Origin of the sequence: Kluyvera sp. EC_51 (assembly GCF_019584505.1) — a bacterium.
Taxonomy (GTDB): domain Bacteria; phylum Pseudomonadota; class Gammaproteobacteria; order Enterobacterales; family Enterobacteriaceae; genus Kluyvera; species Kluyvera sichuanensis.
Genome location: NZ_VDAG01000100.1, coordinates 1 through 24,304, shown reverse-complemented (window position 1 = coordinate 24,304; position 24,304 = coordinate 1). Strand labels below are relative to the sequence as shown.

Below are 24,304 nucleotides of genomic sequence, written 5' to 3'. Positions count from 1 at the left end.
GCATAGGTCGGGTCTCAGTCCAGGGCATAGCGAGTCTCCTCTTCTATGCCAGTTATAACTGTTACCCATGTATCCGGTCTAAAGTGTTACCTATGTTTCCGGTTTGTACCTGCGCCTGGCCGGGCTTCAATAATGATGTAGCCCGGGCGAGGCGCACGCCGACCCCGGGTCTTTACCGTTTCTACGCGTTTACCCACGCCAGCGTAAACCCATCCCACCCCTTAATCCCGACCGTTTGCAGTGCCGTGACCGTTAGGCGCGGATCGTTATGCATCATCTCAATAAACCGACGCACGCCGAGCACGCGGTCGTCGGTGCTGTTGGGGTTGGTCACCTCACCGTCGCGCACCACGTTATCGCCGATGATAAGTGTTCCTGGACGAGAATATTTCAGTGCCCATTGCAGGTAATAAGGGTTGTTCGGCTTATCGGCATCAATAAAAATCACGTCAAACGGCGCGGCATCCGCAAGCGTCGCCAAAGAATCCAGCGCCGGGCCTTCGCGCAGCGTTACCACGCTATCAAGCCCGGCGAGCGCGATATTCTCTCGCGCCACACGGGCGTGCAACGGGTCGGCTTCGAGGGTAATTAACCGCCCGTTAGGCGGCAGTTCGCGAGCCATCCAGATGGTGCTGTACGCGCCTAACGTACCTATCTCCAGAATGGATTTCGCACCCACCATACGGATAAACAGCGCCAGCAGCTGCCCCTGATTGGCCGCCACATCGTGCGCGGGCAGACCGGCACGATGGTTGTTCTCTAACACCTGAGACAGCACGGGATCGTTGGGAATCAGGTTCTCTATCAAATAATTATCAACGTCCGACCACTGTTTTTGCATTGTGACACCCCTTGGGATTTGTCAGCCTGACAGCGAAGACCAGCCGCCTCCTAGCGACCGGTAAAGATCGATTTGCGCCAGCAGCAGATTGTTTTTCACCTGTACTACGCTGATTTGCGTTGAGAACAAGGTACGCTGCGCATCCAACACATCAAGATAAGAAGAGTAACCGTTGTTGTAGCGATTCTGCGCCAGCCGCAGGGTCTCCTGAGCCACGTCTTCCTGACCTTGCAGTTCAGTCAGTTGTTCGCCGTAGCGGGTGATGGCATCGAGGCTATCGTTGACCTCTTTAAACGCGCTGCGTACTGTTTTTTCATAGCTGTACAGCGCCTGATTGCGCTGGGCCATCGACACGTCGACCTGCGCATTCAGCGCCTGACGGTTGAGCAACGGCGCAAGAATACTGCCGCCAATGCTCCAGAGCCGCAGTGGGTTATCGAGCAGGTCCGGCAGCGTGCGGTCCTGGAAGCTGCCGGTTGCCGTCAGATTAATCGATGGCAGAAGTTTGGCCTGCGCCGATGCCAGGGTCGCATCGGCGGCGATCAACTGACGCTGGGCCTGAGCGATATCGGGGCGGCGGTTGAGCAGCGTAGAGGGAAGCTGCAACGGCAGCGAAAGCGGGGTGAGTTTATCAAACGCGTTGCGTTTTACTTCGCCGGGATTATTGCCGAGCAGCACGCTCAGCGCGTTCTCCTGCTGGGCGATTTGATGGCGCAGCAGCGGCACCTGAGCTCGAGTAGAACGCAGCGCTGAATCCGCCTGCATCAGTTCGAGGCGAGAAGTATAGCCGGTTTCATACTGGCGCTTTGCTAGCTTATACGCCTCTTCCCGCGACTTCAGCGTTTGCTCAGTAACCTGTAGCTGCTCATCGAGCGACAGCAGGGTGATATAGCCTACGGAAACCGAGGTCGCGACCGTCAAATCTGCGGCAGCGGCGGCGGCTTTTTGCGCCGCCAGGCTTGCCTTGGCGGCATCGGAGGCGCTGCGATTTGCCCCCCAGAGATCGACATCATAACTGGCGGTCAGGCCGCCTTTATAGACCGTGCTGTGAATCGGTAAACCGGTAGCGGCAGACTGTGCGCGGGCGCGAGTGCCGGTTAGCCCGGCGTCCAGCGTGGGGAACAGGCTGCCATCGGCGGCATAGGCGCGCGCCTGATATTCATTCACTCGCTCGCGGGCGATCAGCACATCGCTGTTGTAGCGTAGCGCCTGGTCAACGTACTGGTTGAGCGCGCTGTCGTGAAAATTGCGCCACCATACCCCCTCGACCGGGCTGGCAGGGCCAATGTCGGCGCGCCAGGCGGCAGGAATAGCCAGCGTAGGTTCGGCGCGCTGTACGTCGGCAGACTGACAGCCGACCAGCGCGAGAGCCAGCGCCAGGGCGACGGGGCGGATCATGGTTTCGCCTCCGCGCGGGTATCTATGGTGACCTGTACTGACATCCCCGGACGCAGGCGCTGCAGGTTATTCTGTCCTTCATCCACTGCAATGCGTACCGGAATACGCTGGGCAATTTTGACAAAGTTACCGGTGGCGTTATCCGGTGAAATCGCGCTGAACTCCACGCCGGTGGCCGGTGAAATGCTCTGCACGGTACCGCTGAACTTCTCGCTGTTGAGCGCATCGACGGTAAAGGTCGCCGGCTGGCCGATACGTATGGTTGCAAGCTGAGTTTCTTTCAAATTGGCGATAACCCAGTGCTGCGGCGGCACCAGCGGCGTTAAGTGCGTTCCGGCGGTCACGTACGCGCCAAGCCGTACGGCGATTTGCCCAAGCTGGCCGTCGGTGGGGGCGATAATGCGCGTGTTTTGCAAGTCTATCTCCGCCAGCTCCAGCGAGGCTTTGGCGTTGGCCACGTCGGCTTCCAGCGCGTCACGGTTGACGATGGTGGTCTGCAGATCCTGCTTTGACATCTCCAGCGTCGCCTTTGCCTGCTCAATATCCGCCGTCCCCTGAGCGGCGCTGGCGCGGGCGGAATCTCGTTCACGAATCGACAGCGAACCGTCCGCCGTCAGATCCTGCACGCGCTTTAAATCCGCCTGCGATTTGAGATTCTGCGCGCGGGCATTTTGCAGCACCGCTTCGTTACGGACAATCACCGCCTCGGCGCTTTTGCGCTGCTGGAGGTTATTGCGTAGCGCCGCTTCCTTCATTGCCAGCTGCGCCTGTGCCTGGTGCACGCGCTGCTTATAGATGCGGTCATCAATCTGGAACAGTACCTGGCCTTTTTTGACCTGGTTAAAGTCCTGCACGTTTACCCCGGTAACGTAGCCATTGACCTGCGGGCTGATAAAGGTGGTCTGGCCGCGCACGTAGGCGTTGTCAGTGAACTGACTGTGGCGGGTAAACGGCGGTAGCTGCCAGGCGTACAGAATCACCAGTACGCCGACGAGGCCGATGGCTGCGGCGGTAAAAATGGATACCACGCGGATATTGTTTCGGGTATTGGCCTGTTGTTGGGCCGCATCCTGCTGACTCATAACGACTCCAGATCTCTCTTGTTGTTATTTGCTTCCCGTCGCACGTTTCAGCGCGATATGGGCGGTAATACGCAATCTTAATAATCGCCAGAACACCCACAGCAGCGTGGCGGCGGAAATGGCCGCTGTTAGCAGATACGTGTCATTGTAGGCGAGAATATTGGCCTCCAGCGTGGAGAGGTTTTGCAGCACGGTACTGGCCTGAACGTTCAATAGCGCGCTATCGCCAAGCTGGCTCTGATACTGCTGGGCGTAAAGCTGCAGCCGCTCGTTAATCAGCGGATTGAGGGTGGTTATCTGGTCGGCAAGCTGGCTGGAGTGAAACTTCTCACGCCAGGTCTGGAAGGTACCGAGGATCGCTGAACCGAGCAGCCCGCCAATGTTCTGGCTCATGCCAAACAGCACCGAAAAGCTCACCAGATTGCGCTGATCGGCAATCACCCCGCCGATACCGGCGAGCATGGCGGGTGCGAGGAAGAAGGCGCTACCGAAACCGAGCAGGAACTGGCTGAACATCAGCTGGTCCGGGCGCGTCAGGCTGGTGGACTGGCTGTCCAGCAGCGAGGCTATCATGATGAGCGTTAACGCCGTGGCGGTCGGCCAGTACAGGCGGCGCGGGTTGAGCGTCAGGCAACTGGCGATAATCCCGCAGGTAATACCGGCAAAAATGGACCAGGCCAGCGTCGTCATCTGCTCGTTTTGCAGTCCCACATACTGAAGCCAGCCGATCACGCCGGTGTTCTGCTCCGCCAGCACGATGCGGATCAGCACCATAATCAGCCCCAGGCGCAAAATACTGCCGCTGGAGAGCCAGCGGGTATTGAGCAGCGGGTTGGTGCGGTTATGTTCAAAGATAATGGCGGACACAATCAGCACCACCGCCGCTGCCAGCGACCAGCCAATCCACGGCGCTTCAAACCACCAGTCCAGACGGCCCAGCGATAGCACGGCGCAAATCAGTGCCATGCCGGGAGCCAGTAGAATAAAGGTAATAAAATCTTTCTTCTCGAATACTTTTTTGCGATCGCTCGGCGGCAGCTTGAGGGCGATAACGCAGGCCAGCGATACCAGCGCTAACCCCAGCTCGAAGAAATAAAGCCCGCGCCATTCATCGATTTGCAGCAGTTCGGTGGAGAACAGGCGGGCGATGGGGATCGCCAACGACGAGCCGGTAATCCCAATGGTCAACGCCTTCAGGCGGTGTTTCGCCGGCCAGGCCTGCACCTGATAATAGATCCCGAGCGAACTGAGCGCTGCGGCCACCATGCCGTGGGCGGCGCGCACCATCAGCGCCGAACTGAGGTCATTGACGAACAGGTGAAAGAAGGTGACCAGCACGTAGAGCACCAGAAAGCCTTCGGTAAACGCCCGCAGGCCAAACTGCTGACGGAATTTCACCAACAGTAGGTTAATCGAGACGTTGGTCATGACGTACACGGCAGGCAGCCAGGCAATCTCCGTCGACCAGGCGGCAAACGAACCCTGTAGGTTTTGTAGATTGGCGGTCACCACCGCATTGCCTAGCGCGCCGGTGAGGCAGACCAGCAGGCCGACGATCCCGTAGGCGACACGCTTTGGCGCACTGTGAATAGGCGTTGAGGGTGAGCCGAGGATCGCCGGTTTTTCGTGGGGTGCCCAGTCGTGCGGGGCATAGGGGTCACGACGCGGTGGAGCCATTATTTCTTCTCCACTTCGCGCAGCAGTCGGGTCAGTACGTTGCGGGTTATCTCTTGTTCTTCCGGGGTAATCACCGTCAGAATTTCTTCACGCAGTTCATCCGCCACGGCTTTCACCTGATGATAAAGCTCAAGGCCTTTTGGCGTTGCGACCAGCAGCCGCTTACGTTTATCGCGATCGGTCAGCACTCGCTCGACCAGCCTGGACTCGACCAGTTTGTTAATCAGCGGCACCACGGTGGCGCTTTCCACGCCCAACTCCTGAGCCAGCTCAGCTTGCGATAGCGGCTGTTCGTTGCGCGCAATGCTGGCCACGGCGACCCATGTGGCCTGACTCATACCCAGATCTTTCAGCCGACGGTTTACCGCCAGCCGCCAGTGGTGGGCGGTGAGATAGAGGAGATGAGAAAAATTAAGCTGACGGTTATCCATAGGCGATGCGTTCATAATCATTAGAGCTCTAATGATTTTACGTTCGCTGAAAACCATAATTCAAGTGAATGTGAAAAATAAATGTTACATGAATATGATTATTAGTTTGCTATACGAGTGCTTTTGTAGCCCGGCCAAGCGAAGCGTCACCGGAAAAACACCCGGAGTCGGCGTTAACACGCCTCGTCCGGGCTACGGGTTAAATCTGACTGGTCTGCGCGTTTACCGAAGCCGCGTGATTTTTCCGACGACTGGCAAAGAAAATCGCCGTCAGAGAAATTGCCACCGTCGTTGCCAGATACCAGGCAACGGGAACCCAATCGCCGTTGTATTTTGCCAGCAGACCGGTCGCAATCAGCGGCGCGGTGCCGCCTGCCAGCGCAGCGCCAATTTGATAGCCCAGCGTGATGCCGGTATAGCGTACGTTGGCGCTAAAGATTTCCGAACACAGCGTACCCAGCACGGCGGTAATCGGTGACCATAAAATCCCGAAGGTGATTACGGTGGCGAGGGTGATCCCCCAGGTGGTGCCGGTGTTGAGCAGCAGGAACCACGGCACGATAAACAGACCCAGCAGCACGACGCTAATCGCGTACATCCGCTGACGGCCAATCTTATCGGAGAGCAGCCCCATCAATGGGATCATCACCGTGGAGACCAGTGCGCCGAGCGTTACGGCTTCCAGCACCTGTGACTTCTGGTAGGTCAGGGTAGTGGTGGCGTAGCTCACGACGAAGGTGGAGAAGATATAGAACGGTGCAGTTTCTACCACCTTCAGACCCGCTGCGATAATCACTTCGCGCCAGTGATTGGTCAGCGTTTCGCGCAGCGGCGCTTTAGCGACTTTACCCGACTCTTTCACCTTCTTGAATTCCGGCGTTTCGTCGATATCTTTACGGATCCACAGGCCAACCAGCACCAGTGCCGCGCTCATCAAAAACGGAATGCGCCAGCCCCAGGAGAGGAACTGTTCTTCGCTGAACAGGGTCATCAGCGAGACGATAAAGGTCGCCATCAGCATCCCAATTGTCACGCCTGCCTGCGGAATACTGCCGAAGAAGCCTTTACGTTTTTCCGGCGCGTATTCATAGGCCAGCAGCAGCGCGCCCCCCCATTCACCGCCGATACCAATCCCCTGAATAATACGCATCAGAATGAGTAAAATCGGTGCCCAGATGCCAATCATGTCATAGGTCGGCAGCAGGCCAATCATCACGGTTGCACTCCCCATCAGCGACAGGGTTAACACCAGCGTCTTTTTACGACCGATACGGTCGCCAATGTGAGCAAAGATAACGCCGCCAATCGGGCGGATAAAGAAAGTGAGCGAGAAGGAGAGGTAGGAGAGAATCAGGCCGATGACCGGGTCAACCATCGGGAAAAAGATTTTATTGAACACCAGTGCGGCTGCTGTTCCGTATAAAAAATAGTCAAACCATTCAATGGAACTGCCGGTCAGGCTCGCAATCAGGACCCTCTTATTCTTTTTCAGGATCGTGGTGCTACTTTCTTGTATTGTCATGAAGAATAACTCCCGCCACATTGGGTTAAAATCAGGTGTCACCTTTTTTGTTTGAATGGTGCAACCTGGATTGTGAAAAAGGTTGTGTGTTTGTTAAGCAACTTAGATATGAGTGTTATCTTTGGCAACCGTGTTATTGAAATTTGCGAGCAAAAATGAGAACCATTTCTGTTCGTTTTAACTTTAAGTTTGTTAGTTAGTAGATTTAAATGCTGAAAAATATCTTTTAAATAGCGTTTTATTCAGGTGCAACCCTGTTGTTTTTAGACGTTTCTGGTTATTTCAGGATTGTTACAAAATGGTGGAAATGAAGGGAGTAGAGCAGGTGATGAACGTGTCAAACTTACCACAGGAAACGCTGAACGCTGCCAACGTGCTGGGGCGTTGGCTGGCGCAAAATGATTTTGCTGCGCCGCCGCAGGCTTCACAAACGCAGTGGGTGGTCATGGCGGGGAATGCCGTGATGCCAACCATTGAGGCGGCCTGTCAATTGGCGAGCGAGCACGGTGGTTCGCTATTGATAAGCGGCGGCATTGGTCATTCGACAAATTTCCTCTACGAGGCCATTGCCGAGCACCCGCGCTATCAAAGCATTAGCTGTGATGGCGAAGCCGAGGCCACGCTGCTGGCGGAGATTGCCCACCGTTTCTGGCAGATCCCGCGGGAGCGCATTGTGGTAGAAGACCAGTCTACCAACTGCGGTGAGAATGCCTGGTTTACCCGCCGGGTGATGGAAGAGAGGGGCATTCGTCCCGATACGGTGACGGTAGTGCAGGATCCCACCATGCAGCGCCGCACGATGGCGACTTTTACCCGCGTCTGGCAGGGTGTGGACAATGCACCGCGCTGTCTCAGCTATCCAGGCTACGTACCGGAACTGGTCAATACACCGGACGGTGTTAGCTATCGTCAACCGGCGGTTGGGCTGTGGCCGGTATCGCGCTATCTGTCGCTGCTGTTCGGTGAAGTGCCTCGCCTGCGTGATGATGCCAAGGGTTACGGGCCGCGCGGGAAAGACTTTATTGCTCACGTCGATATCCCCACTGAAGTCGAAGCCGCCTGGCAGCACCTTTCAGCAGACCCGCAGCTTCAGCAGATCTTAGCTAGCCGAACGATGGCTTGACGCTAATCCGGCCGCCGTCCCGGCCGGGCTAGCGGAAACTCCACTGCACGCTGACTACAAATATCGACGGCAGAATAATGCCGCTTTCAATACCGAAGTAGTCGGTAAAGTTGTACTGCAGCCCGTGGTAGATATACGGTGAGAAGCCCACGCCGGTGATTTTTTTCGCCGTATGGTAGGTGCCGGAGTCGCCGCAGTGGCTGAAGGCATCAAAAAAGAACTCGCCCGTATAGGCGTATACGCCTTTAAAGGTCCAGCCCTTATTCTGGCCACTGCCCTGCAGCCAGTCGCGACGCACGCCCAGCGACAGGCAGCGGTCTGCAAAGCTGTTCTTCATTGTGCCGACCAGCAGACTGTATTTTGAATCTTCAGAGAACTTACGTTCGATGGAGAAAAAGTCGTTATTGAATTTTTCGTTATATTGACCGTGGTTGCCGCTCATATGGTAGACAAAGGAGCCGGTATTAACGGAGTAGAGATTTATCTCATCTGCAAAGCTGGAGGCGGCCGGCAGCAGTGCCGACGCAAATGCCAGCACGCTGGGTATTTTACGCATTTTAAAACTAAGTAAAGCCAGAAAGAAAAAACATTGCGCTACATGATAGGTCTTTCGCGATAAACCTCGGCTAAACCAGTGCCGCATCTTGCGGAAAATTAGCGCGCTATCTTTACGCGCGGCTTCACAGAAACAGACATAATCGGTTGGAAAAGTTGCCAGAGTGTATATGTATTTAACAATATTTTTACTTGTTAATGACCTAACACAGACAGGAGCAGCTCATGACGTCACCCGTACAACACCCGATGTATATCGATGGTCAGTTCGTCAGTTGGCAGGGCGATAGCTGGATTGATGTGATTAACCCGGCAACCGAAGCGTGTCTTTCCCGTATTCCTGATGGTGATGCCGAGCACGCGAAGCAAGCGATTGATGCCGCTGAGCGCGCGCAGCCAGCCTGGGAAGCGCTGCCAGCGATTGAACGTGCCGGATGGCTGCGTAAAATTGCCGCAGGCATTCGCGAGCGCGCGGCGGAGATTAGCCAGATGATTGTTGCCGAAGGTGGCAAAATTCAACAGCTGGCCGAGGTTGAGGTGGGTTTCACCGCTGACTATATCGAGTACATGGCCGAGTGGGCGCGTCGTTACGAAGGGGAGATCCTGCAAAGCGATCGCCCCGGTGAAAATATCTTTGTCTTTAAACGTGCGCTGGGGGTGACCACCGGGATTCTGCCGTGGAACTTCCCGTTCTTCCTGATTGCCCGCAAGATGGCACCCGCACTGATTACCGGTAATACCATCGTTATCAAACCAAGCGAGTTTACGCCGAATAACGCCATCGCCTTTGCTGAAATTGTTCATAAAATTGGCCTGCCGAAAGGCGTTTTCAACCTGGTGCTGGGGCGCGGGGAAACCGTGGGCCAGGAGCTGGCAGGTAACCCGAAGGTGGCGATGGTCAGCATGACCGGCAGCGTGGCCGCGGGTGAGAAAATCATGGCGGCGGCGGCAAAAAATATCACCAAAGTGGGACTTGAACTGGGCGGTAAAGCACCGGCGATTGTGCTGGATGATGCCGATCTTGAGCTGGCGGTGAAAGCGATTGTCGATTCGCGCGTGATTAACACCGGGCAGGTGTGTAACTGCGCCGAGCGCGTCTATGTGCAGAAAGGGATTTACGATAGCTTCGTCAATAAACTGGGTGAAGCGATGAAGGCCGTGGCCTTTGGCGACCCGGCAAAACGCAACGATATTGCGATGGGGCCGTTGATTAACGCCGCCGCGCTGGAGCGCGTAGAGCAGAAAGTGGCGAAAGCCGTCGCTCAGGGCGCGAAGGTGGTGTTAGGTGGTAAAGCGGTAGACGGTGCCGGTTATTTCTACCCACCAACGCTGCTGCTGGACGTGCGCCAGGAGATGAGCATCATGCACGAAGAGACCTTCGGCCCGGTGCTGCCGGTAGTGATGTTCGATACGTTGGATGAGGCGCTGAAAATGGCGAACGACAGCGACTACGGGCTGACCTCATCGGTCTATACCCGCGACCTCAACCAGGCGATGAAAGCCGTGCGCGGCCTCAAGTTTGGCGAAACCTATATCAACCGCGAGAACTTTGAAGCGATGCAGGGTTTCCATGCGGGCTGGCGTAAGTCCGGCATCGGCGGGGCGGACGGCAAGCATGGGCTGAATGAATACCTGCAAACGCAGATGGTCTATTTGCAAACGCAGGGCTAAGTGCGTTTCCCGGCGGCGCTGCGCTTAGCCGGGCTACGTTTCGAATGTAGCCCGGCCGAGCAACGCGACGCCGGGACCTCCCCGAGCTAAACCTTCGTCGCAATCCAGTTCATCATCAACCGTGGCCACACCGCCACCGGCAACCCCTCGGCATCACGAATACCAAACCCGTGTCGCCCCTGTTCAAACAGATGCATCTCTACCGGCACCTGCTGCGCGTGCAACGCATTAAACAGCGCCAGGCTGTTTTCCACCTTCACCGCCGGATCGTCGACCGCATGCAGCAAAAAGGTTGGCGGCACCTGACGGTCGACGCGTTTTTCCAGTGAGTAATGCGCACGCTGGGTCGGGTCTGGCGTATCGCCAAGCAATGCACGGCGCGAACCAGGGTGGCCGAACCCCTCGTCCATGCTGATAACGGGATAGACCAGCGCCATAAAATCAGGGCGGGCAGAAATCTCATCAATCTCGTCCAGCGGCGGATAGGCCTTCTCCAGATAGCGCGTCCCCAGGCTTGCCGCCACGTGCCCGCCAGAGGAGAAACCGAGAACGCCGATTTTGTCAGGCGAAATCTGCCAGCGTGCGGCCTGGCTGCGGAGGGTACGCATGGCACGCTGAACGTCCGCCAGCGGGGCATTGGCTCCCTCCTGGTGACCGTCTCCCGGCATGCGGTAGGTCATCACGAATAGCGTATAGCCTTGAGCGGTAAAATCGGGGGCGAGCGCCGTGCCTTCTTTATCCAGCACCACGCGCTGATAGGAACCGCCAGGCGTCACCAGAATCCCCACGCCGTTGGGATTGTCTGGCTGAAACACCGTTATTTGCGGTGCACGAACACCGGTGACCGCGCGATCCCACGCGCTGCTGCCGGTGTGGTCGCTTTCCAGCACCGGCGTTACGGTACTGGTGCTGGCACCCGGTGCATCGCCGCCGGGCCAGAGGGGGAAAGTGGTGGACGTGCGGGCTGCCTGGGCCATCCGTGTTAGTAATAGATCCTTGGGCGTTGCGTTCATGGCATCCTCAATCGGTTTGATGTCGCGCGGATTATCTCTCCACGCGGGCTATTTTTGCCTCGTGTTCCAGTAGCCAGGCTTTACGGGCAATGCCGCCGCCGTAGCCGGTCATGCTGCCGTCTTTGCCAATCACCCGATGGCAGGGAATGACGATAGCAATACGATTCGCGCCGTTGGCCGCCGCAACGGCGCGGGCGGCGGTCGGTTGGTTGAGCGTTTCGGCCAGCGCCTGATAGTGGGTGGTTTCACCGCAGGGTAGCAAACACAATGCCTGCCAGACACGGCGTTGAAAGTCGCTGCCGGGCGTATCCAGCGCCAGGGTAAAGCGCTGACGCTGTCCGGCAAAATACTCGCTAATCTCTTTTTCAGCCTGTCGGGTATGATCATTTTGCCCGGCGATAATGCGGGCATTCAGCAGGCGCTGGATGTCGCTAAATTCGGTCTCCAGCATCCGGCGGTCGACAAACTCAAGTAGGCACACCCCACGTTCGCTGGCGCAGACGAACATCGGCCCAATCGGCGTGGTAAAGCGGTGAATCAACAGCGATTGCTGGACCGTTGCCGGAGAGTGGCCGGTGAGCTTTTTATAGGTATAGCCGAAGCCGCTAAGCGACTCGTAGCCGCTATCAAAAGCCACATCCGTGGCGCTGCGCCCGCTTTTCAACTCCTGCAGGGCAACGTTAACCCGCTGCATCCGCTGGAACGCCTGAAAGGTGATGCCGTGGTGGTGCAAAAACCAGCGTCGGACGCGCTCCGGGCTGAGGTGGTGTTCACGAAGCTGAGTATCGCTGACGCGCGCTTTCGGCGTTTGCCGCACCAGCGCCATCGCCTGCTCGATAAAATCCGGTGCGCTGCAGGCGTTTTCGGTAGGGCGGCATACCTTGCAGGGGCGAAAGCCTGCGTCCAGCGCCGACTTGAAATCACGGTAAAACTCCACGTTTTCACGCTTCGGTTTTCGTGCGCGGCACACCGAAATACAGAACACCCCGGTGGTTTTTACCCCGACGTAGAAAACGCCGGTATACTCCGACGCCCGCGCTAGCAGTGCCTGGTACCAGGTGTCGCACTGGGCACTATCGGTGACTTTCATCGTCGAAGACTCCTGCAAAGGACGGCTGATGGCGAAGGGTTAACAGTAGATCGTTTAGCCGGGTTTGTATTGCACTATGTACCGCATTACCCATTGAAATGCGACGTACCCCAAGTTCTGTCAGCGTGGCGAAATCGGCCAGGTCGGGAACCGCCATCACGTTCAGCGGTAGGGTGGTTTGCTGGACCAGAGTGGCAATATCCTGCAAACGGTGGACGCACGGCACAAACAGCCCGTCGGCACCGTTTGCCGCATAGTGAGCAATGCGTGACAGTGTCACTTGCAATGCATCAGGTAAGCCAAGCAGAAAGGCATCGGTACGCACGTTTAAAAAGAGCGGGCAGCCACTGGCGTTGAGCGCTTTGTGGATCTCTCGCAGTTGATGAGCGAAACAGTCAGTATCTATCAGGCGTCGTACACCGTTGTGAACCCGGCTGTCTTCCAGATTCACACCTACCACGCCAAGCGCTCTCAGTTGCAGCAAATTCTCCACAATGCCATCGACGCAGTCAGCATAGCCAGCTTCCATATCCACGCTGAGTGGTAATGACGTACAGGCGCGAATACGGCTGACGAGATAGCGTAGTTCGGCAAAAGGAAGACCTTCGCCGTCGGCGTAGCCCAACATGGCCGCGATGGCGGCGCTGGACGTTCCCATCGCCTGATACCCGGCATTCTCGGCTGCCAGCGCGCTAGCGACATCCCACACGTTGGCGATAAGCAGAGGGTGAGGTTGATGGTGTAATTTGCTGAAGTTCATCGGGTTCTCCGGTTGTGTGTGCAAACGGAGTGTGCCGCGACGAGCAAAACGCCAGCAACCGAAAATCGGACGACCATTTTTTGACAGGGAAGACGGCGGGGGCATGATGCCGCCCGCCTGAGGCGTTACATTTTGGCGAATTTTTCCAGCACGCGAATCAGCTGGGTCACAAAACCATATTCGTTATCGTACCAGGAGACGGTTTTAACCAACTGCAGGCCGCCTGCCTCGGTCACTTCGGTTTGGGTGGCATCGAAAACGGAACCGAAATGGGTGCCGATGATATCGGAAGAGACAATCTCCTCTTCGGTATAGCCAAATGATTCATTGTTGTGCGCCGCGTTCTTCATCACCTGGTTGACCTCCTCGGCGGTCACTTTCTTACCCAGGATAGAGACCAGTTCGGTTACCGAGCCGGTTTTGGTCGGCACGCGCTGGGCATGGCCCTTCAGCTTGCCGCTCAGCGCGGGGATCACCAGGCCAATGGCCTTGGCAGCCCCGGTGGTATGCGGAATGATGTTCTCTGCGGCCGCACGTGAGGCGCGCAAATCCTTACCGCGCGGGCCATCAACCAGCGACTGGGTGCCGGTGTAGGCGTGAATGGTGGTCATGGTACCGACTTCAATGCCAAATGCGTCGTGAAGGGCTTTGGCCATTGGCGCCAGGCAGTTGGTGGTGCACGAGGCGACGGAGATAATCTTATCGCTGGCGTTCAGCGTATCGTCGTTGACGTTAAAGACGAGGGTTTTCATGTCGCCCGCAGGGGCGGAGACCAGCACTTTTTTCGCCCCGGCATCAATGTGCGCCTGCGATTTTTCCGTTGAGGTGTAGAAGCCGGTGCATTCGACAATCAGTTCAGCGCCCTGGGCGGTCCAGGGAATATTTTGCGCCTCTTTTTCGGCGTAAACGGTGATGGTTTTACCATTCACAATCAGCGCATTATCGTTGTAATCCACGCTCCACGGGAACGGACCATAGTTGGAGTCATGCTTTAATAGATAAGCCAGAACTTTGGGGGAGGTGAGATCGTTAATCGCGACCACTTCATGACTGCTGGATACTTCCAGTAAACGGCGCAGAACCAGACGACCAATACGTCCAAACCCGTTAATGCCAATTTTACTCATGGTGCTCTCCTGTCAGTGATGGGATGTCAGCCCAATACGCGTACGTCAGATCGATTCAATGAATAAGTGTGGTTTATGTATTTCACCTGTCCAGGCTTAGTTCAGCGCGCCGGGAAGGGCAACGCTGTCGCGAAAATTTAATTTGTATCGATTTGAAAAAGTTAATGAAATTTTAATGAATCGCGGCTATTTTGCTTTTTTATGTTACTTCTCAGAGTATTTTGGCGATGAACGATAAATATTCCCGCTTACAAATTGCCATCCATTGGCTGGTCTTTCTGCTGGTGGTGGTGGCCTATGCGGCGATGGAACTACGCGGATTTTTCCCCCGCAGCGACCGTCCGGTTATTAACATGATCCACGTCTCCTGCGGGATTAGCGTACTGGTGCTGATGGTGGCGCGTCTGCTGATTCGCCTGAAGCGCCCGGCGCCGCCAATCGTGCCGAAGCCAAAACCGATGATGACCGGCATGGCGCACCTGGGGCACCTGGCTATCTACCTGCTGTTTATCGCGCTGCCGCTAATTGGTCTTATCATGATGTACAACCGTGGTAACCCGTGGCTGGCGTTTGGTATCACCATGCCGCACGCAGCGGAGGGGAATTTCGACCTCGTCGATACGCTTAAACACTATCACGTGTTCCTCGCCAACCTCGGCTACTGGCTGATTGGTCTGCATGCGCTTGCCGCGCTGGCGCACCACTATATCTGGAAGGACAATACGCTGCTGCGCATGATGCCGCGCAAGCGTTAACACGCTTTCAACTCCCTGGGCTCTGCGCTACCATAAGTCTTATGTCTGACGTATGAGTGGAGAGAACAGGGTGTTCGCAGATTTTGGTGTACTTAATTACTGGACCTATTTGCTCGGGGCCATCTTTATTATTCTGGTGCCGGGGCCGAATACCTTCTTCGTGCTAAAGACCGGCGTATCGCACGGTATCCGCAAAGGCTATATGGCGGCGCTCGCGGTGTTTATTGGCGATGCCGTTCTGATGTCTCTTTCGTTTGCGGGCGTCGCCACGCTGATTAAAACCACGCCGGTGCTGTTTAATATTGTCCGCTACCTGGGGGCCATTTATCTGCTCTATCTCGGCGGCAAGATGCTCTACAGTACGCTGAAACGTCAAAATGCCGAACACGATGAAGCGGCAGAACCGGGCCACGCTATCTTCAAGCGTGCGTTAACGCTGAGCCTCACCAATCCGAAAGCGATCCTGTTCTACGTGTCGTTCTTCGTGCAGTTTATTGACGTTCACGCGACAACCCCGGGCCTGGCGTTCTTTATTCTCGCGGTGACGCTGGAGCTGGTGAGCTTTACCTACCTGAGCTTCCTGATTGTCTCTGGCTCGCTGGTGACGCGCTATGTGAAAACGCGTAAAAAACTGGCGAAAATCGGTAACAGCCTGATTGGCCTGGTGTTTGTCGGCTTTGCCGCGCGTCTGGCAACGCTCCAGTCCTGATAACTTCCCTGGCCCGGTAACCCTTATCGGGCCAGTCTGTTTTATTCCTTTTCACATCACGATAACGGCGCAGGCCGGCCATCACATCCCCGTAATAAACGTCTAAACTTAGAGCTCTGGATGCGTAAACCCGCGCCGCTTGCGATATGCTCTTTCGCGCATTTGAAAAAAATAAAACATTTATTTTACATCAACACAATGAGATTGATAGTATACCCCCCTATACTATCGGAGGAGCTATGCCGCATTCACTCGAAGACAAAAAACGGGCATTAAGCCGAGTGCGCCGTATTAAAGGGCAGGTTGAAGCGCTGGAGCGTGCGCTGGAATCGGGTGACTCCTGCCTGACCATCCTGCAGCAGATTGCCTCGATTCGCGGGGCCTCTAACGGCCTGATGGGCGAGATGGTTGAAATGCACCTTAAAGATGAACTGGTCAGCGGTGAAACCACGCCGGATCAGCGGGCGCTGCGCATGGCTGAGGTCGGTCACCTGCTTCGGTCCTATTTAAAATAATCCCCATAATGGAAAAGAGAGTTATGAAATCACGTGCTGCAGTTGCGTTTGGCCCAGGTCAGCCGCTGAAGATTGTGGAAATTGACGTTGCGCCGCCGAAAAAAGGCGAAGTGCTGGTCAAAATCACCCATACCGGCGTTTGCCATACCGATGCATTCACCTTGTCAGGGGACGACCCTGAAGGCGTGTTCCCGGCGGTGCTTGGCCATGAAGGCGGCGGCGTGGTCGTTGAAGTGGGCGAAGGGGTAACCAGCCTCAAGCCGGGCGACCATGTTATTCCACTGTATACCGCAGAATGTGGCGAGTGTAAGTTCTGTAAATCGGGCAAAACCAACCTGTGCCAGGCGGTACGCGCCACTCAGGGTAAAGGGTTAATGCCGGATGGCACCACCCGTTTCTCCTATAACGGTGAACCGATTTATCACTATATGGGTACCAGCACCTTCAGCGAGTACACCGTCTGTGCGGAGATCTCACTGGCGAAGGTGAACCCGCAGGCGCCGCTGGATAAAGTCTGCCTGCTGGGCTGCGGTGTGACCACCGGTATCGGCGCGGTACACAACACGGCGAAAGTGAAAGAGGGCGATACCGTGGCGGTGTTTGGCCTCGGCGGTATTGGTCTGGCAGTGATTCAGGGCGCGGTACAGGCAAAAGCCGGGCGCATTCTGGCCGTGGACACGAACCCGGAAAAATTCACCCTGGCGCGTGAAATGGGCGCAACCGACTTTATCAACCCGAAAGACTACGATAAGCCGATTCAGGACGTGATCGTTGAATTGACCGACGGCGGCGTGGACTTCAGCTTCGAATGTATTGGCAACGTCAACGTGATGCGTTCGGCGCTGGAATGCTGCCATAAAGGCTGGGGCGAAAGCATTATCATCGGCGTGGCTGGTGCGGGTCAGGAAATTAAAACCCGTCCGTTCCAGCTGGTGACCGGTCGCGTATGGCGCGGTTCGGCATTCGGCGGCGTGAAAGGCCGTACCCAGCTGCCGGGCATGGTGGAAGAGGCGATGGCGGGCAAAATTCAGCTCGACCCGTTTATTACCCACCGTCTGCCGTTAGACCAGATCAACGAAGCGTTTGATCTGATGCACGAAGGGAAATCTATCCGTACCGTCATTCATTTCGGCGGTAAATAATCCTCCCCCTAACCAGCGGGATTGTCCCGCTGGTTCTCCGAAGTGTGACCCGCCTTGCGTTTTGCACCATTGCTGATAACAAATCAGCGCTAATGGCCGATGACTCTATTACTTACCTCAAGTACAAGAGAGTCACTCATGGAAAAAAAATCCGCGCAGCCGCGTCGCGCACAAAAGGTCGGCTTCTTACATCATATCCGTCTGGTGCCGTTTTTCGGCTCGGTACTGGGCGGCATTCTGGTACTGTTCGCGCTGAGTTCAGGGCTGGCGGGCTATTTTATGTGGAAGGCCGATAACGACCAGCGCGACGTTACCCAGGAGCTTCAGGTGCGCGTGGGGCTTTCCGACAGCGCCAACTATCTGCGCGAAGCCCGAATCATGATGATTCACGCCGGTGCGGACAGCCGTATTGCTGAAATGGAGAGCATGAAGAAAAACCTGGCGGCGGCAGAAGACAGAATCAAACGCTCTCAGGATGGGTTTAAGCTCTACGCCAACCGCAGCGTGAAAACGCAGGCGGACGAAGCGCTGGATGCCGAAATGAATCAGCGCTACAACGCCTATTTAGAAGGGATGGCGCCGATGCTGAAATACGCCAAAAACGGCATGTTTGAAGCCATCATTAACTATGAAAGCGAGCAGGCGCGCGCGTTCGACGACGCGTACAACGATGTACGCAATAAGGTCATTACTATTCGTACCGCTCGTGCCAACCAGCTTGCCGAGCTGGCCCACGATCGTACCCGCCTGGGCGTGATATTTATGATCGGCGCGTTTGTGCTGGCGGTGCTGATGACCATCGTCACCTTTACCACCCTGCGTAACGTGGTGATCCTGCCGCTGCAGCGCGCGGGCGTGCGCATTGCGCAGATTGCTAATGGTGACCTGACGATGCCGGATGAACCGGTAGGGCGCAGCGAGATTGGGCAGCTCAACGGCCATCTGCAAAAAATGCAGCACGCGCTGGTGCAGACCGTGGGCAGCGTGCGTCAGGGAGCAGAAGAAATTTATCGCGGCACTAGCGAAATCTCCGCCGGCAATACCGATCTCTCTTCTCGAACCGAGCAGCAGGCGGCGGCGATTGAACAGACGGCGGCCAGCATGGAGCAGTTAGCCGCAACGGTGAAACAGAATGCCGAGAACGCCCATCATGCCAGCAAACTGGCGGAGGACGCGTCGGGCAAAGCAACGCGCGGCGGCCAACTGGTCTCCGGCGTGGTGTCGACGATGGGCAGCATTTCGACCAGCTCGAAGAAAATTTCTGAGATAACCTCGGTCATCAACAGTATTGCCTTCCAGACTAACATTCTGGCGCTGAACGCGGCGGTGGAAGCGGCGCGTGCGGGTGAACAGGGGCGCGGATTTGCGGTGGTAGCGAGTGAAGTGCGCACGCTGGCAAGCCGTAGCGCCCAGGCGGCAAAAGAGATTGAGGGGCTGATCAGTGAATCAGTGACGTTGATTGAACGTGGCTCAGGCGAAGTGGTACGTGCGGGCACCACGATGACCGATATTGTGGATGCGGTAAAACGCGTGACCGATATCATGCTGGAGATTGCGGCTGCGTCTGACGAGCAGAATCGCGGTATTCAGCAGGTGAGCCAGGCGGTCACCGAGATGGATAACGTGACTCAGCAAAACGCCTCGCTGGTGGAGGAAGCCTCTGCGGCGGCGGCTTCACTGGAAGAACAGGCGGCACGCTTAACCGAAGCAGTTGGTACCTTCCGCTTACAGTCCAGCGAACGCGTTGAAACGGCCAAAGCGACAGTAAAGGCCACCTTTAACCCCGCTCGCCCGGCGGTAGCTACCGCAGGTGCGGATAACTGGGAAACGTTTTAAGCGAGAGCCATTCGACCTGCAAATAAAAAAGCCTCGTCACCGTAAAGGTGGCGAGGCATCGGTTTCCGTCACCGAATATGTGACGGACATTCGGCTTAATGACTGTCCGGCAATGCGTAGGCAATAATGTAATCACCGCGATCTGGTGACTGGCGCGCACCACCCGCGTTAATGACGATGTACTGTTTGCCGGTTTTCGGCGATACATAGGTCATTGGGCCAGACTGACTGCCAACCGGCAGACGGTCTTTCCAGATCTCTTTCCCGGTTGCGGTATCAAACGCACGCAGATAGAAATCCTGAGTACCGGCGAAGAACAGCAGGCCGGACTGCGTCGAGAGCGACGCGCCAAGCGTAGGCATCCCGATAGGAATTGGCATATGCATGCGGATCCCCAGCGGCCCGGTATCTTCAACCGTACCAACCGGTACCTGCCAGACGATTTTCCCTGACTTCAGATCCACCGCAGACATGGTGCCGAACGGCGGTTTCTGGCAAGGAATACCCAGCGGTGACAGGAAACGCTCGCGCATGGCGCCGTACGGGGTACCGTCCATCGGTACAATCCCCATCTCGATACCGCTGGCATTCTTCGCCACATTGGCGCGTGGCACCATGTAGTTTGCCAGACCCAGACGCATATCGTTGACGAACATCAGGCTGTTGTTCGGGTCAACCGACACGCTGCCCCAGTTCATTCCGCCCAGTGAGCCAGGATACTGCAGGGAACGGTCTTCGCCAGGTGGGGTGAAGATACCCTGATGACGCATCTCTTTAAACTGGATGCGGCACAACAGCAGGTCAACCGGCGTAGCGCCCCACATATCGGACTCTTTCAGCGTTTCGTTGCCGATCATCGGCATGCCAACGGAGTAAGGCTGAGTCGGCGAGTAGCGTTCGCCGGGCACGTTGCCTGCCGGAACCGGACGTTCTTCGACTTTGGCTACCGGCTCACCGGTTTCGCGATTGAGCATAAAGATCATGCCCTGCTTGCTGGTCTGGACCAGTACCGGCGTGGTGCCGCCTTTACCATCTGGCAGGTCGTATAACAGCGGCTGCGACGGCAGGTCAAAGTCCCACAGGTCGTGGTGGGTGGTCTGATAGTGCCAGCGCACTTTACCGGTGGTGGCATCTACCGCCACGATGGAGGAACTGTACTTATCGTCGAGTGCGGTACGTTCACCGGCCCAGAAGTCAGGCGTGGCGTTACCGGTCGGCAGATAGACCAGGTTCAGTTTCGCGTCGTAAGACATCGCGGACCAGACGTTTGGTGTACCGCGGGTATAGGTCATCCCTTCTGGCGGCAGGCCGGTCAGGTTAGGGTTACCTGGGTCCCACGCCCACGCGAGTTTACCGCTATGCACATCGTATGCGCGCACTACGCCCGGCGGTTCGCCGGTGGAGAAGTTATCGGCCACGCGGCCGCCCACGATCACCACATTACCCGCCACTAATGGCGTAGAGGTCTGCTGATAGTAGCCCGGCTTGATATCGCCCATCCCGATGCTCAGATCAACCACGCCGTGGTCGCCAAAGTCGTCGCACACTTTACCGTTATCAGCATTGATAGCGATAAGACGCGCATCGGTGGTCGGCAGGAACAGACGACGAGGGCAGGCGGCAGGTTGAGTTGCTGGTGCCTGCGCGTTAACGGACGCGTTATCTTCAAAGTACCCCAGACCACGGCAGCGCTGCCAGTTAGGCGCAGTGGCTTTCGAATCGTAGCGCCATTTCTCTTTGCCCGAGTCAACGTCCAGCGCCAGTACTTTGCTGTACGGGGTGCAGACGAAGAGGGTGTCGCCGACCTGCAGCGGGGTATTTTGATCTTCCGCACCTGAACCGTTGCTTTGCGGAATATCGCCGGTATGAGCAACCCATGCCACCTGGAGCTTATCGATGTTCTGCTTATTGATCTGGTCTAACGCGGCAAAACGGTCGCCGTGGGTGGTGTTGCCCCAATGCTCCCAGTTTTTCTGCTCATCGCCGGGCGCCACCGGTTTAACCGGCACCGCTTCGGTGGCGGAAACCAGCGTTTGCGGCTTGAACATACCGCCCATGCTCACCAGCAGTACAACGGCAATCACGGCGGCGAGGCCAAAGGCCGGGCCTTTTTTCGCGGGCTGAACGTGCGACATAAACGGCCACACCAGCGCACAGAGAAACGCCAGCACGCCAAAGGTAAACAGGCGCGAGAAGAGCGGCCAGAAATCCCAGCCTGCGTCGCTGATTGACCAGACGACCGCCACGATAAACGCCAGTGCGTACAGCACGATCCCGCCGCGACGCTGACGGGCAATCAGAATGGCGCTCACCACCATCACTAGCCCCATCAGGGCAAAGAACCAGGAACCGCCGACGCTGGCGAGCTTCGCCCCCAGCGCCCCGATAGCCAGGCCGACGATCAACATCAGCGCGATAAGAAGCCACTGCAGGACTCGTGGGAATCCTCGTGGCACGTTGCCAGTTGCCATACCGTTCTCCTTAAAACAGCAAAAGTGGGCACGATTGAACCAAATGGTTTTTTTTGGTTCGTGCTTTTGTTTTGAATGAAGCGAAAATGAGTTTCTAAGTGACGAATCTAGTTTAGTAATGAAACCATCAATGAACCATTTGGTTAAATTATGGATATGATAGATCTGTTAAATTGCATTGCGCAATTGTTAAAAAATAATTTCGCATTAATTGTTTATGGCCAAGGCGTTGAGCGCAGGAGCTGTCGCTTTAGAAGGGGGAGCAGCACGGTTTTGTAAGGGGCAATCCAATTCTGTAGGTTTAATTTATAACGTTTCTGTGGCGGCATTCCACGCTGATAATATGCTTATATCTGCGCGATAGTATTTTAATAACTCACTGAGTTAGTGTGGGTGTATTATGCGGTACCACCATGGCGCTATCTGAATGTATCGTTTTACTTTAATTATTATCGAAGTATCTATGGATATCATTTTTATGACAGGGATTGATTCATTCTTTAAATGGATGTGCAAAACACTATACCGAACAACGCATTCAAAAAAATATCATCATAATAAAAATCTGTGGCCTTATTTTAAGGTGGTTAGAAAAACATCTGGAGGTATTGACAAGGTTTATTATAAGCGGAAGGAAATAGAAAGCATTGTATTGAAAACAACGCAAAGAGCGAAACCGCTGATCATTATGGCCACTGGCCCATCGGTTAAACATATCGAAAGAACGTTTTTTGATGATACGTTTGACTATCTTGGTGTTAATGGAGCTTTTTCCATAAAAACAATTGATTATGATTGGTATGTGATTATTGATAGAACGTTTGTATTAGATCGAATGGCACTGGTGAAAGAGATTGTTGCCACAAGAAATATGATCCTGTTTTGTACCTACTCCAGTCTGGAGTCGATCTTTACGCATATCAGTAAGAAAGACATTCACTGTCATATTAAAATCTTTGAAGTAGCAACGCAGGTAGGGATTTCTCGATTTCTTTCACCGCTGGTACCTATTGATTATAATGATGAAAGCTTCCATTTTTTTAATGATTTTGGCTTTGCTGACAATATTGATAAAGCCATTTTTGATTATGGAACAGTCGCATACCCTGCGCTTCAGATTGCCTGCGTATTAGGTTACAAACGGATCTATATCGTTGGGCTCGATATGAATAACTTTAATGCGCCTCGTTTTTATGAAACGGAAAACGATAAACTCTCGACGGGGCTGGACAAAGATTTCGCTGCCATCAGCAGCGCTTTTATATCAGCAAGATCGTATTGTGAACTGAATAATATTCAGGTTATCAATTTATCACCAGACAGTGCGATTGGCGCTTTCCCTAAGATGCGCTGGGATAGGGTCGAAAAGGCTATCCGGTGACTGCGGCTCTGCTGAGCCGCAGTCACCGGATCAGGAAGGCATTGATTTGCGAACCGCGCTAAGCAGCGTTTGCGCACCGGCTGAAAGCGGGGTGTCCACCCGCGTGAGAATACCAATGGGCTCTCCCTGGCCCTGCGTGGCGATTGGCAGGGCGGTGAGGACCCCGCGACGCAAATCGTCTTTCACCGCGCCGGAAGGCACAAACCAGATATAGTTGTAATCGACGGTAAGCTGGCGCGAGAGCGAGGCGGAGAGCGTCTCGATACAACCCGCAGGCATTTTACAGCCCTGGCTTTGCAGCAAGGTTTCCGCATTCTGGCGCGGGACGGTGCCTTTTGGTGACACCACTACCGGCCACTCCAGTACGCGGCTCAGGGTAATGTTTTCGTGCAATAGCGGGTGATCGGGGCGTACCACCAGCTTCAATGACTCCAGGAACAACAGCTCATAGTTCAGCCCGGTCATCAGCTCCGGGTCAGACATGCGGCCAATTCCTAGATCGATATCCCCGGACTTCAGGGCGGCCAGCAGCATGGTGTTATTCATGGTGGCAACCTGGAGCGTCACATCTTTTTGCTGCTGGTGGAACTGACCTATTACTGCAGGTAATACGCCGAGGGCAGCCGTCGGCAGGGCACCGATGCGTACCACATCATTGTTAACACCTTCTTTACGAATTAACGCCTGGCCGGCGGTATTCAGCGCATCAAGCACCTTTACCGCATGGGTTAAAAACTGTTCACCGACGAGGGTCAACTGTGCGCCCAAACGGCCGCGTTCGAAGAGGCGAGTACCGGTAAGTTGCTCGAGTTCATTGAGCGTCTTGGAGAGCGCTGGCTGGCTTAGATTAAGGGTTTCAGCCGCACGCCCTAAAGTTCCCTGTTGGGCGACGGCTACGAATGTGTGCAGATGGCGCAGACGAATGCGCTGACTAAAGAGAGCATTTTTTTCCATAGGCGATGTTAAAAACAGAGCGGTACGGGTGACAAGTGATGTTGTTTAAATTTGATAACTTGCTAGCAAATTATTATTAACATTTGTGCGGTTTAACAGACAAGTGATTTGTTGGGGTTGTCGATAGTCCCGGCGTCGCTTCTGTACGACCGGATACATAGGTAACACTTCAGACCGGGAACATAGGTAACACTTTCCTAGTCTATCCGGATAATACTACGGCTTTTCCGGTCATAGTAAGCAAGCGTTAT

The 24,304-nt window shown here is 55.3% G+C and carries 21 protein-coding genes; 8 read left to right on the top strand and 13 right to left on the bottom strand.

What is annotated here, in order from left to right:
• Window positions 1-181 precede the first annotated feature (181 nt).
• The 6 genes from FHC49_RS19475 to FHC49_RS19450 form a co-directional block, all read right to left on the bottom strand.
• Complete coding sequence (locus tag FHC49_RS19475; protein WP_220440638.1) at window positions 182-841, bottom strand: O-methyltransferase; 660 nt, start codon at window positions 839-841, stop codon at window positions 182-184.
• Window positions 842-862: 21 nt separating this feature from the next.
• Window positions 863-2,239 (bottom strand): efflux transporter outer membrane subunit, encoded by a 1,377-nt coding sequence (locus FHC49_RS19470; RefSeq protein WP_220440637.1) that lies wholly within the window; start codon window positions 2,237-2,239, stop codon window positions 863-865.
• Window positions 2,236-3,321 (bottom strand): HlyD family secretion protein, encoded by a 1,086-nt coding sequence (locus FHC49_RS19465; protein ID WP_220440636.1) that lies wholly within the window; start codon window positions 3,319-3,321, stop codon window positions 2,236-2,238. The genes FHC49_RS19470 and FHC49_RS19465 overlap by 4 nt, the downstream gene beginning before the upstream one ends.
• 24 nt (window positions 3,322-3,345) lie before the next feature.
• Window positions 3,346-4,998 carry an MFS transporter gene (locus tag FHC49_RS19460; protein WP_185668681.1) on the bottom strand — a complete coding sequence of 551 codons (1,653 nt, stop codon included), beginning with the start codon at window positions 4,996-4,998 and terminating at the stop codon, window positions 3,346-3,348.
• Window positions 4,998-5,429: a MarR family winged helix-turn-helix transcriptional regulator gene (locus FHC49_RS19455; RefSeq protein WP_220440640.1), complete on the bottom strand. Its 432-nt coding sequence runs from the start codon at window positions 5,427-5,429 to the stop codon at window positions 4,998-5,000. Before FHC49_RS19455 ends, FHC49_RS19460 begins: the two co-directional genes overlap by 1 nt.
• 199 nt (window positions 5,430-5,628) lie before the next feature.
• On the bottom strand, window positions 5,629-6,951 hold the full coding sequence (locus FHC49_RS19450; protein ID WP_185668682.1) for an MFS transporter: 1,323 nt from the start codon (window positions 6,949-6,951) through the stop codon (window positions 5,629-5,631).
• A 328-nt stretch (window positions 6,952-7,279) separates the two neighbouring features.
• Here FHC49_RS19450 and FHC49_RS19445 point away from each other — a divergent pair, with 328 nt between their 5' ends.
• Entirely contained in the window at window positions 7,280-8,074 is a 795-nt protein-coding gene (locus FHC49_RS19445) for a YdcF family protein (RefSeq protein ID WP_220440639.1), read from the top strand.
• A gap of 28 nt (window positions 8,075-8,102) precedes the next feature.
• On the opposite strand, the gene FHC49_RS19440 is transcribed toward FHC49_RS19445, so the two are convergent.
• Entirely contained in the window at window positions 8,103-8,630 is a 528-nt protein-coding gene (locus FHC49_RS19440) for a hypothetical protein (RefSeq protein WP_370631777.1), read from the bottom strand.
• Window positions 8,631-8,854: 224 nt separating this feature from the next.
• On the opposite strand from FHC49_RS19440, the gene aldA reads away from it, so the two are divergent.
• Entirely contained in the window at window positions 8,855-10,300 is a 1,446-nt protein-coding gene (aldA, locus tag FHC49_RS19435; RefSeq protein WP_185668683.1) for an aldehyde dehydrogenase, read from the top strand.
• An 86-nt stretch (window positions 10,301-10,386) separates the two neighbouring features.
• Here the strand turns inward: aldA and FHC49_RS19430 are convergent, their stop codons facing one another.
• The 4 genes from FHC49_RS19430 to gap all read right to left on the bottom strand — a co-directional run bounded on the left by FHC49_RS19430 (window position 10,387) and on the right by gap (window position 14,290).
• A complete protein-coding gene (locus FHC49_RS19430) occupies window positions 10,387-11,313 on the bottom strand; it encodes an alpha/beta hydrolase (RefSeq protein WP_220440635.1) in 927 nt (308 codons plus the stop codon).
• Between the two features lie 31 nt (window positions 11,314-11,344).
• The gene (locus tag FHC49_RS19425) at window positions 11,345-12,403 is read right to left on the bottom strand and encodes a bifunctional transcriptional activator/DNA repair enzyme AdaA (protein WP_220440634.1); all 1,059 of its coding nucleotides are present in this window, start codon (window positions 12,401-12,403) and stop codon (window positions 11,345-11,347) included.
• The gene (locus tag FHC49_RS19420; protein ID WP_220440633.1) at window positions 12,387-13,163 is read right to left on the bottom strand and encodes an isocitrate lyase/phosphoenolpyruvate mutase family protein; all 777 of its coding nucleotides are present in this window, start codon (window positions 13,161-13,163) and stop codon (window positions 12,387-12,389) included. The genes FHC49_RS19425 and FHC49_RS19420 overlap by 17 nt, the downstream gene beginning before the upstream one ends.
• A gap of 125 nt (window positions 13,164-13,288) precedes the next feature.
• Window positions 13,289-14,290, bottom strand: a complete 1,002-nt coding sequence (gene gap, locus FHC49_RS19415; protein WP_185668686.1) for a type I glyceraldehyde-3-phosphate dehydrogenase — start codon at window positions 14,288-14,290, stop codon at window positions 13,289-13,291.
• A gap of 227 nt (window positions 14,291-14,517) precedes the next feature.
• On the opposite strand from gap, the gene cybB reads away from it, so the two are divergent.
• The 5 genes from cybB (at window position 14,518) to FHC49_RS19390 (ending at window position 19,247) form a co-directional block, all read left to right on the top strand.
• Window positions 14,518-15,045, top strand: coding sequence for a cytochrome b561 (gene cybB, locus FHC49_RS19410; RefSeq protein ID WP_220440632.1), 528 nt, complete (start codon window positions 14,518-14,520; stop codon window positions 15,043-15,045).
• A gap of 70 nt (window positions 15,046-15,115) precedes the next feature.
• Window positions 15,116-15,754 carry a leucine efflux protein LeuE gene (gene leuE, locus FHC49_RS19405; protein WP_185668688.1) on the top strand — a complete coding sequence of 213 codons (639 nt, stop codon included), beginning with the start codon at window positions 15,116-15,118 and terminating at the stop codon, window positions 15,752-15,754.
• Between the two features lie 239 nt (window positions 15,755-15,993).
• A complete protein-coding gene (locus FHC49_RS19400) occupies window positions 15,994-16,269 on the top strand; it encodes a metal/formaldehyde-sensitive transcriptional repressor (protein WP_185668689.1) in 276 nt (91 codons plus the stop codon).
• Window positions 16,270-16,292: 23 nt separating this feature from the next.
• On the top strand, window positions 16,293-17,411 hold the full coding sequence (locus tag FHC49_RS19395) for an S-(hydroxymethyl)glutathione dehydrogenase/class III alcohol dehydrogenase (protein WP_220440631.1): 1,119 nt from the start codon (window positions 16,293-16,295) through the stop codon (window positions 17,409-17,411).
• Between the two features lie 138 nt (window positions 17,412-17,549).
• The gene (locus tag FHC49_RS19390) at window positions 17,550-19,247 is read left to right on the top strand and encodes a methyl-accepting chemotaxis protein (RefSeq protein ID WP_220440630.1); all 1,698 of its coding nucleotides are present in this window, start codon (window positions 17,550-17,552) and stop codon (window positions 19,245-19,247) included.
• Between the two features lie 95 nt (window positions 19,248-19,342).
• Here FHC49_RS19390 and FHC49_RS19385 read toward each other — a convergent pair whose 3' ends face one another.
• A complete protein-coding gene (locus FHC49_RS19385) occupies window positions 19,343-21,718 on the bottom strand; it encodes a glucose/quinate/shikimate family membrane-bound PQQ-dependent dehydrogenase (RefSeq protein ID WP_220440629.1) in 2,376 nt (791 codons plus the stop codon).
• Between the two features lie 427 nt (window positions 21,719-22,145).
• Between FHC49_RS19385 and FHC49_RS19380 the strand changes: the two genes are divergently transcribed.
• On the top strand, window positions 22,146-23,099 hold the full coding sequence (locus tag FHC49_RS19380; RefSeq protein ID WP_220440628.1) for a lipopolysaccharide core biosynthesis protein RfaZ: 954 nt from the start codon (window positions 22,146-22,148) through the stop codon (window positions 23,097-23,099).
• Between the two features lie 30 nt (window positions 23,100-23,129).
• On the opposite strand, the gene FHC49_RS19375 is transcribed toward FHC49_RS19380, so the two are convergent.
• Window positions 23,130-24,053 carry a LysR substrate-binding domain-containing protein gene (locus FHC49_RS19375; protein ID WP_185668694.1) on the bottom strand — a complete coding sequence of 308 codons (924 nt, stop codon included), beginning with the start codon at window positions 24,051-24,053 and terminating at the stop codon, window positions 23,130-23,132.
• Window positions 24,054-24,304: the final 251 nt, after the last annotated feature.

Bases quoted from the DNA above. Each gene is read 5' to 3' on its own strand.
- FHC49_RS19475 (WP_220440638.1), bottom strand. From the start codon at position 841: ATGCAAAAACAGTGGTCGGACGTTGATAATTATTTGATAGAGAACCTG.
- FHC49_RS19420 (WP_220440633.1), bottom strand. From the start codon at position 13,163: ATGAACTTCAGCAAATTACACCATCAACCTCACCCTCTGCTTATCGCC.
- FHC49_RS19445 (WP_220440639.1), top strand. From the start codon at position 7,280: ATGAACGTGTCAAACTTACCACAGGAAACGCTGAACGCTGCCAACGTG.
- FHC49_RS19455 (WP_220440640.1), bottom strand. From the start codon at position 5,429: ATGGATAACCGTCAGCTTAATTTTTCTCATCTCCTCTATCTCACCGCC.
- FHC49_RS19395 (WP_220440631.1), top strand. From the start codon at position 16,293: ATGAAATCACGTGCTGCAGTTGCGTTTGGCCCAGGTCAGCCGCTGAAG.
- FHC49_RS19470 (WP_220440637.1), bottom strand. From the start codon at position 2,239: ATGATCCGCCCCGTCGCCCTGGCGCTGGCTCTCGCGCTGGTCGGCTGT.
- FHC49_RS19440 (WP_370631777.1), bottom strand. From the start codon at position 8,630: ATGCGTAAAATACCCAGCGTGCTGGCATTTGCGTCGGCACTGCTGCCG.
- FHC49_RS19375 (WP_185668694.1), bottom strand. From the start codon at position 24,053: ATGGAAAAAAATGCTCTCTTTAGTCAGCGCATTCGTCTGCGCCATCTG.
- FHC49_RS19380 (WP_220440628.1), top strand. From the start codon at position 22,146: ATGTATCGTTTTACTTTAATTATTATCGAAGTATCTATGGATATCATT.
- FHC49_RS19385 (WP_220440629.1), bottom strand. From the start codon at position 21,718: ATGGCAACTGGCAACGTGCCACGAGGATTCCCACGAGTCCTGCAGTGG.
- aldA (WP_185668683.1), top strand. From the start codon at position 8,855: ATGACGTCACCCGTACAACACCCGATGTATATCGATGGTCAGTTCGTC.
- FHC49_RS19425 (WP_220440634.1), bottom strand. From the start codon at position 12,403: ATGAAAGTCACCGATAGTGCCCAGTGCGACACCTGGTACCAGGCACTG.
- FHC49_RS19390 (WP_220440630.1), top strand. From the start codon at position 17,550: ATGGAAAAAAAATCCGCGCAGCCGCGTCGCGCACAAAAGGTCGGCTTC.
- FHC49_RS19430 (WP_220440635.1), bottom strand. From the start codon at position 11,313: ATGAACGCAACGCCCAAGGATCTATTACTAACACGGATGGCCCAGGCA.
- FHC49_RS19465 (WP_220440636.1), bottom strand. From the start codon at position 3,321: ATGAGTCAGCAGGATGCGGCCCAACAACAGGCCAATACCCGAAACAAT.
- cybB (WP_220440632.1), top strand. From the start codon at position 14,518: ATGAACGATAAATATTCCCGCTTACAAATTGCCATCCATTGGCTGGTC.
- FHC49_RS19460 (WP_185668681.1), bottom strand. From the start codon at position 4,998: ATGGCTCCACCGCGTCGTGACCCCTATGCCCCGCACGACTGGGCACCC.
- FHC49_RS19400 (WP_185668689.1), top strand. From the start codon at position 15,994: ATGCCGCATTCACTCGAAGACAAAAAACGGGCATTAAGCCGAGTGCGC.
- FHC49_RS19450 (WP_185668682.1), bottom strand. From the start codon at position 6,951: ATGACAATACAAGAAAGTAGCACCACGATCCTGAAAAAGAATAAGAGG.
- gap (WP_185668686.1), bottom strand. From the start codon at position 14,290: ATGAGTAAAATTGGCATTAACGGGTTTGGACGTATTGGTCGTCTGGTT.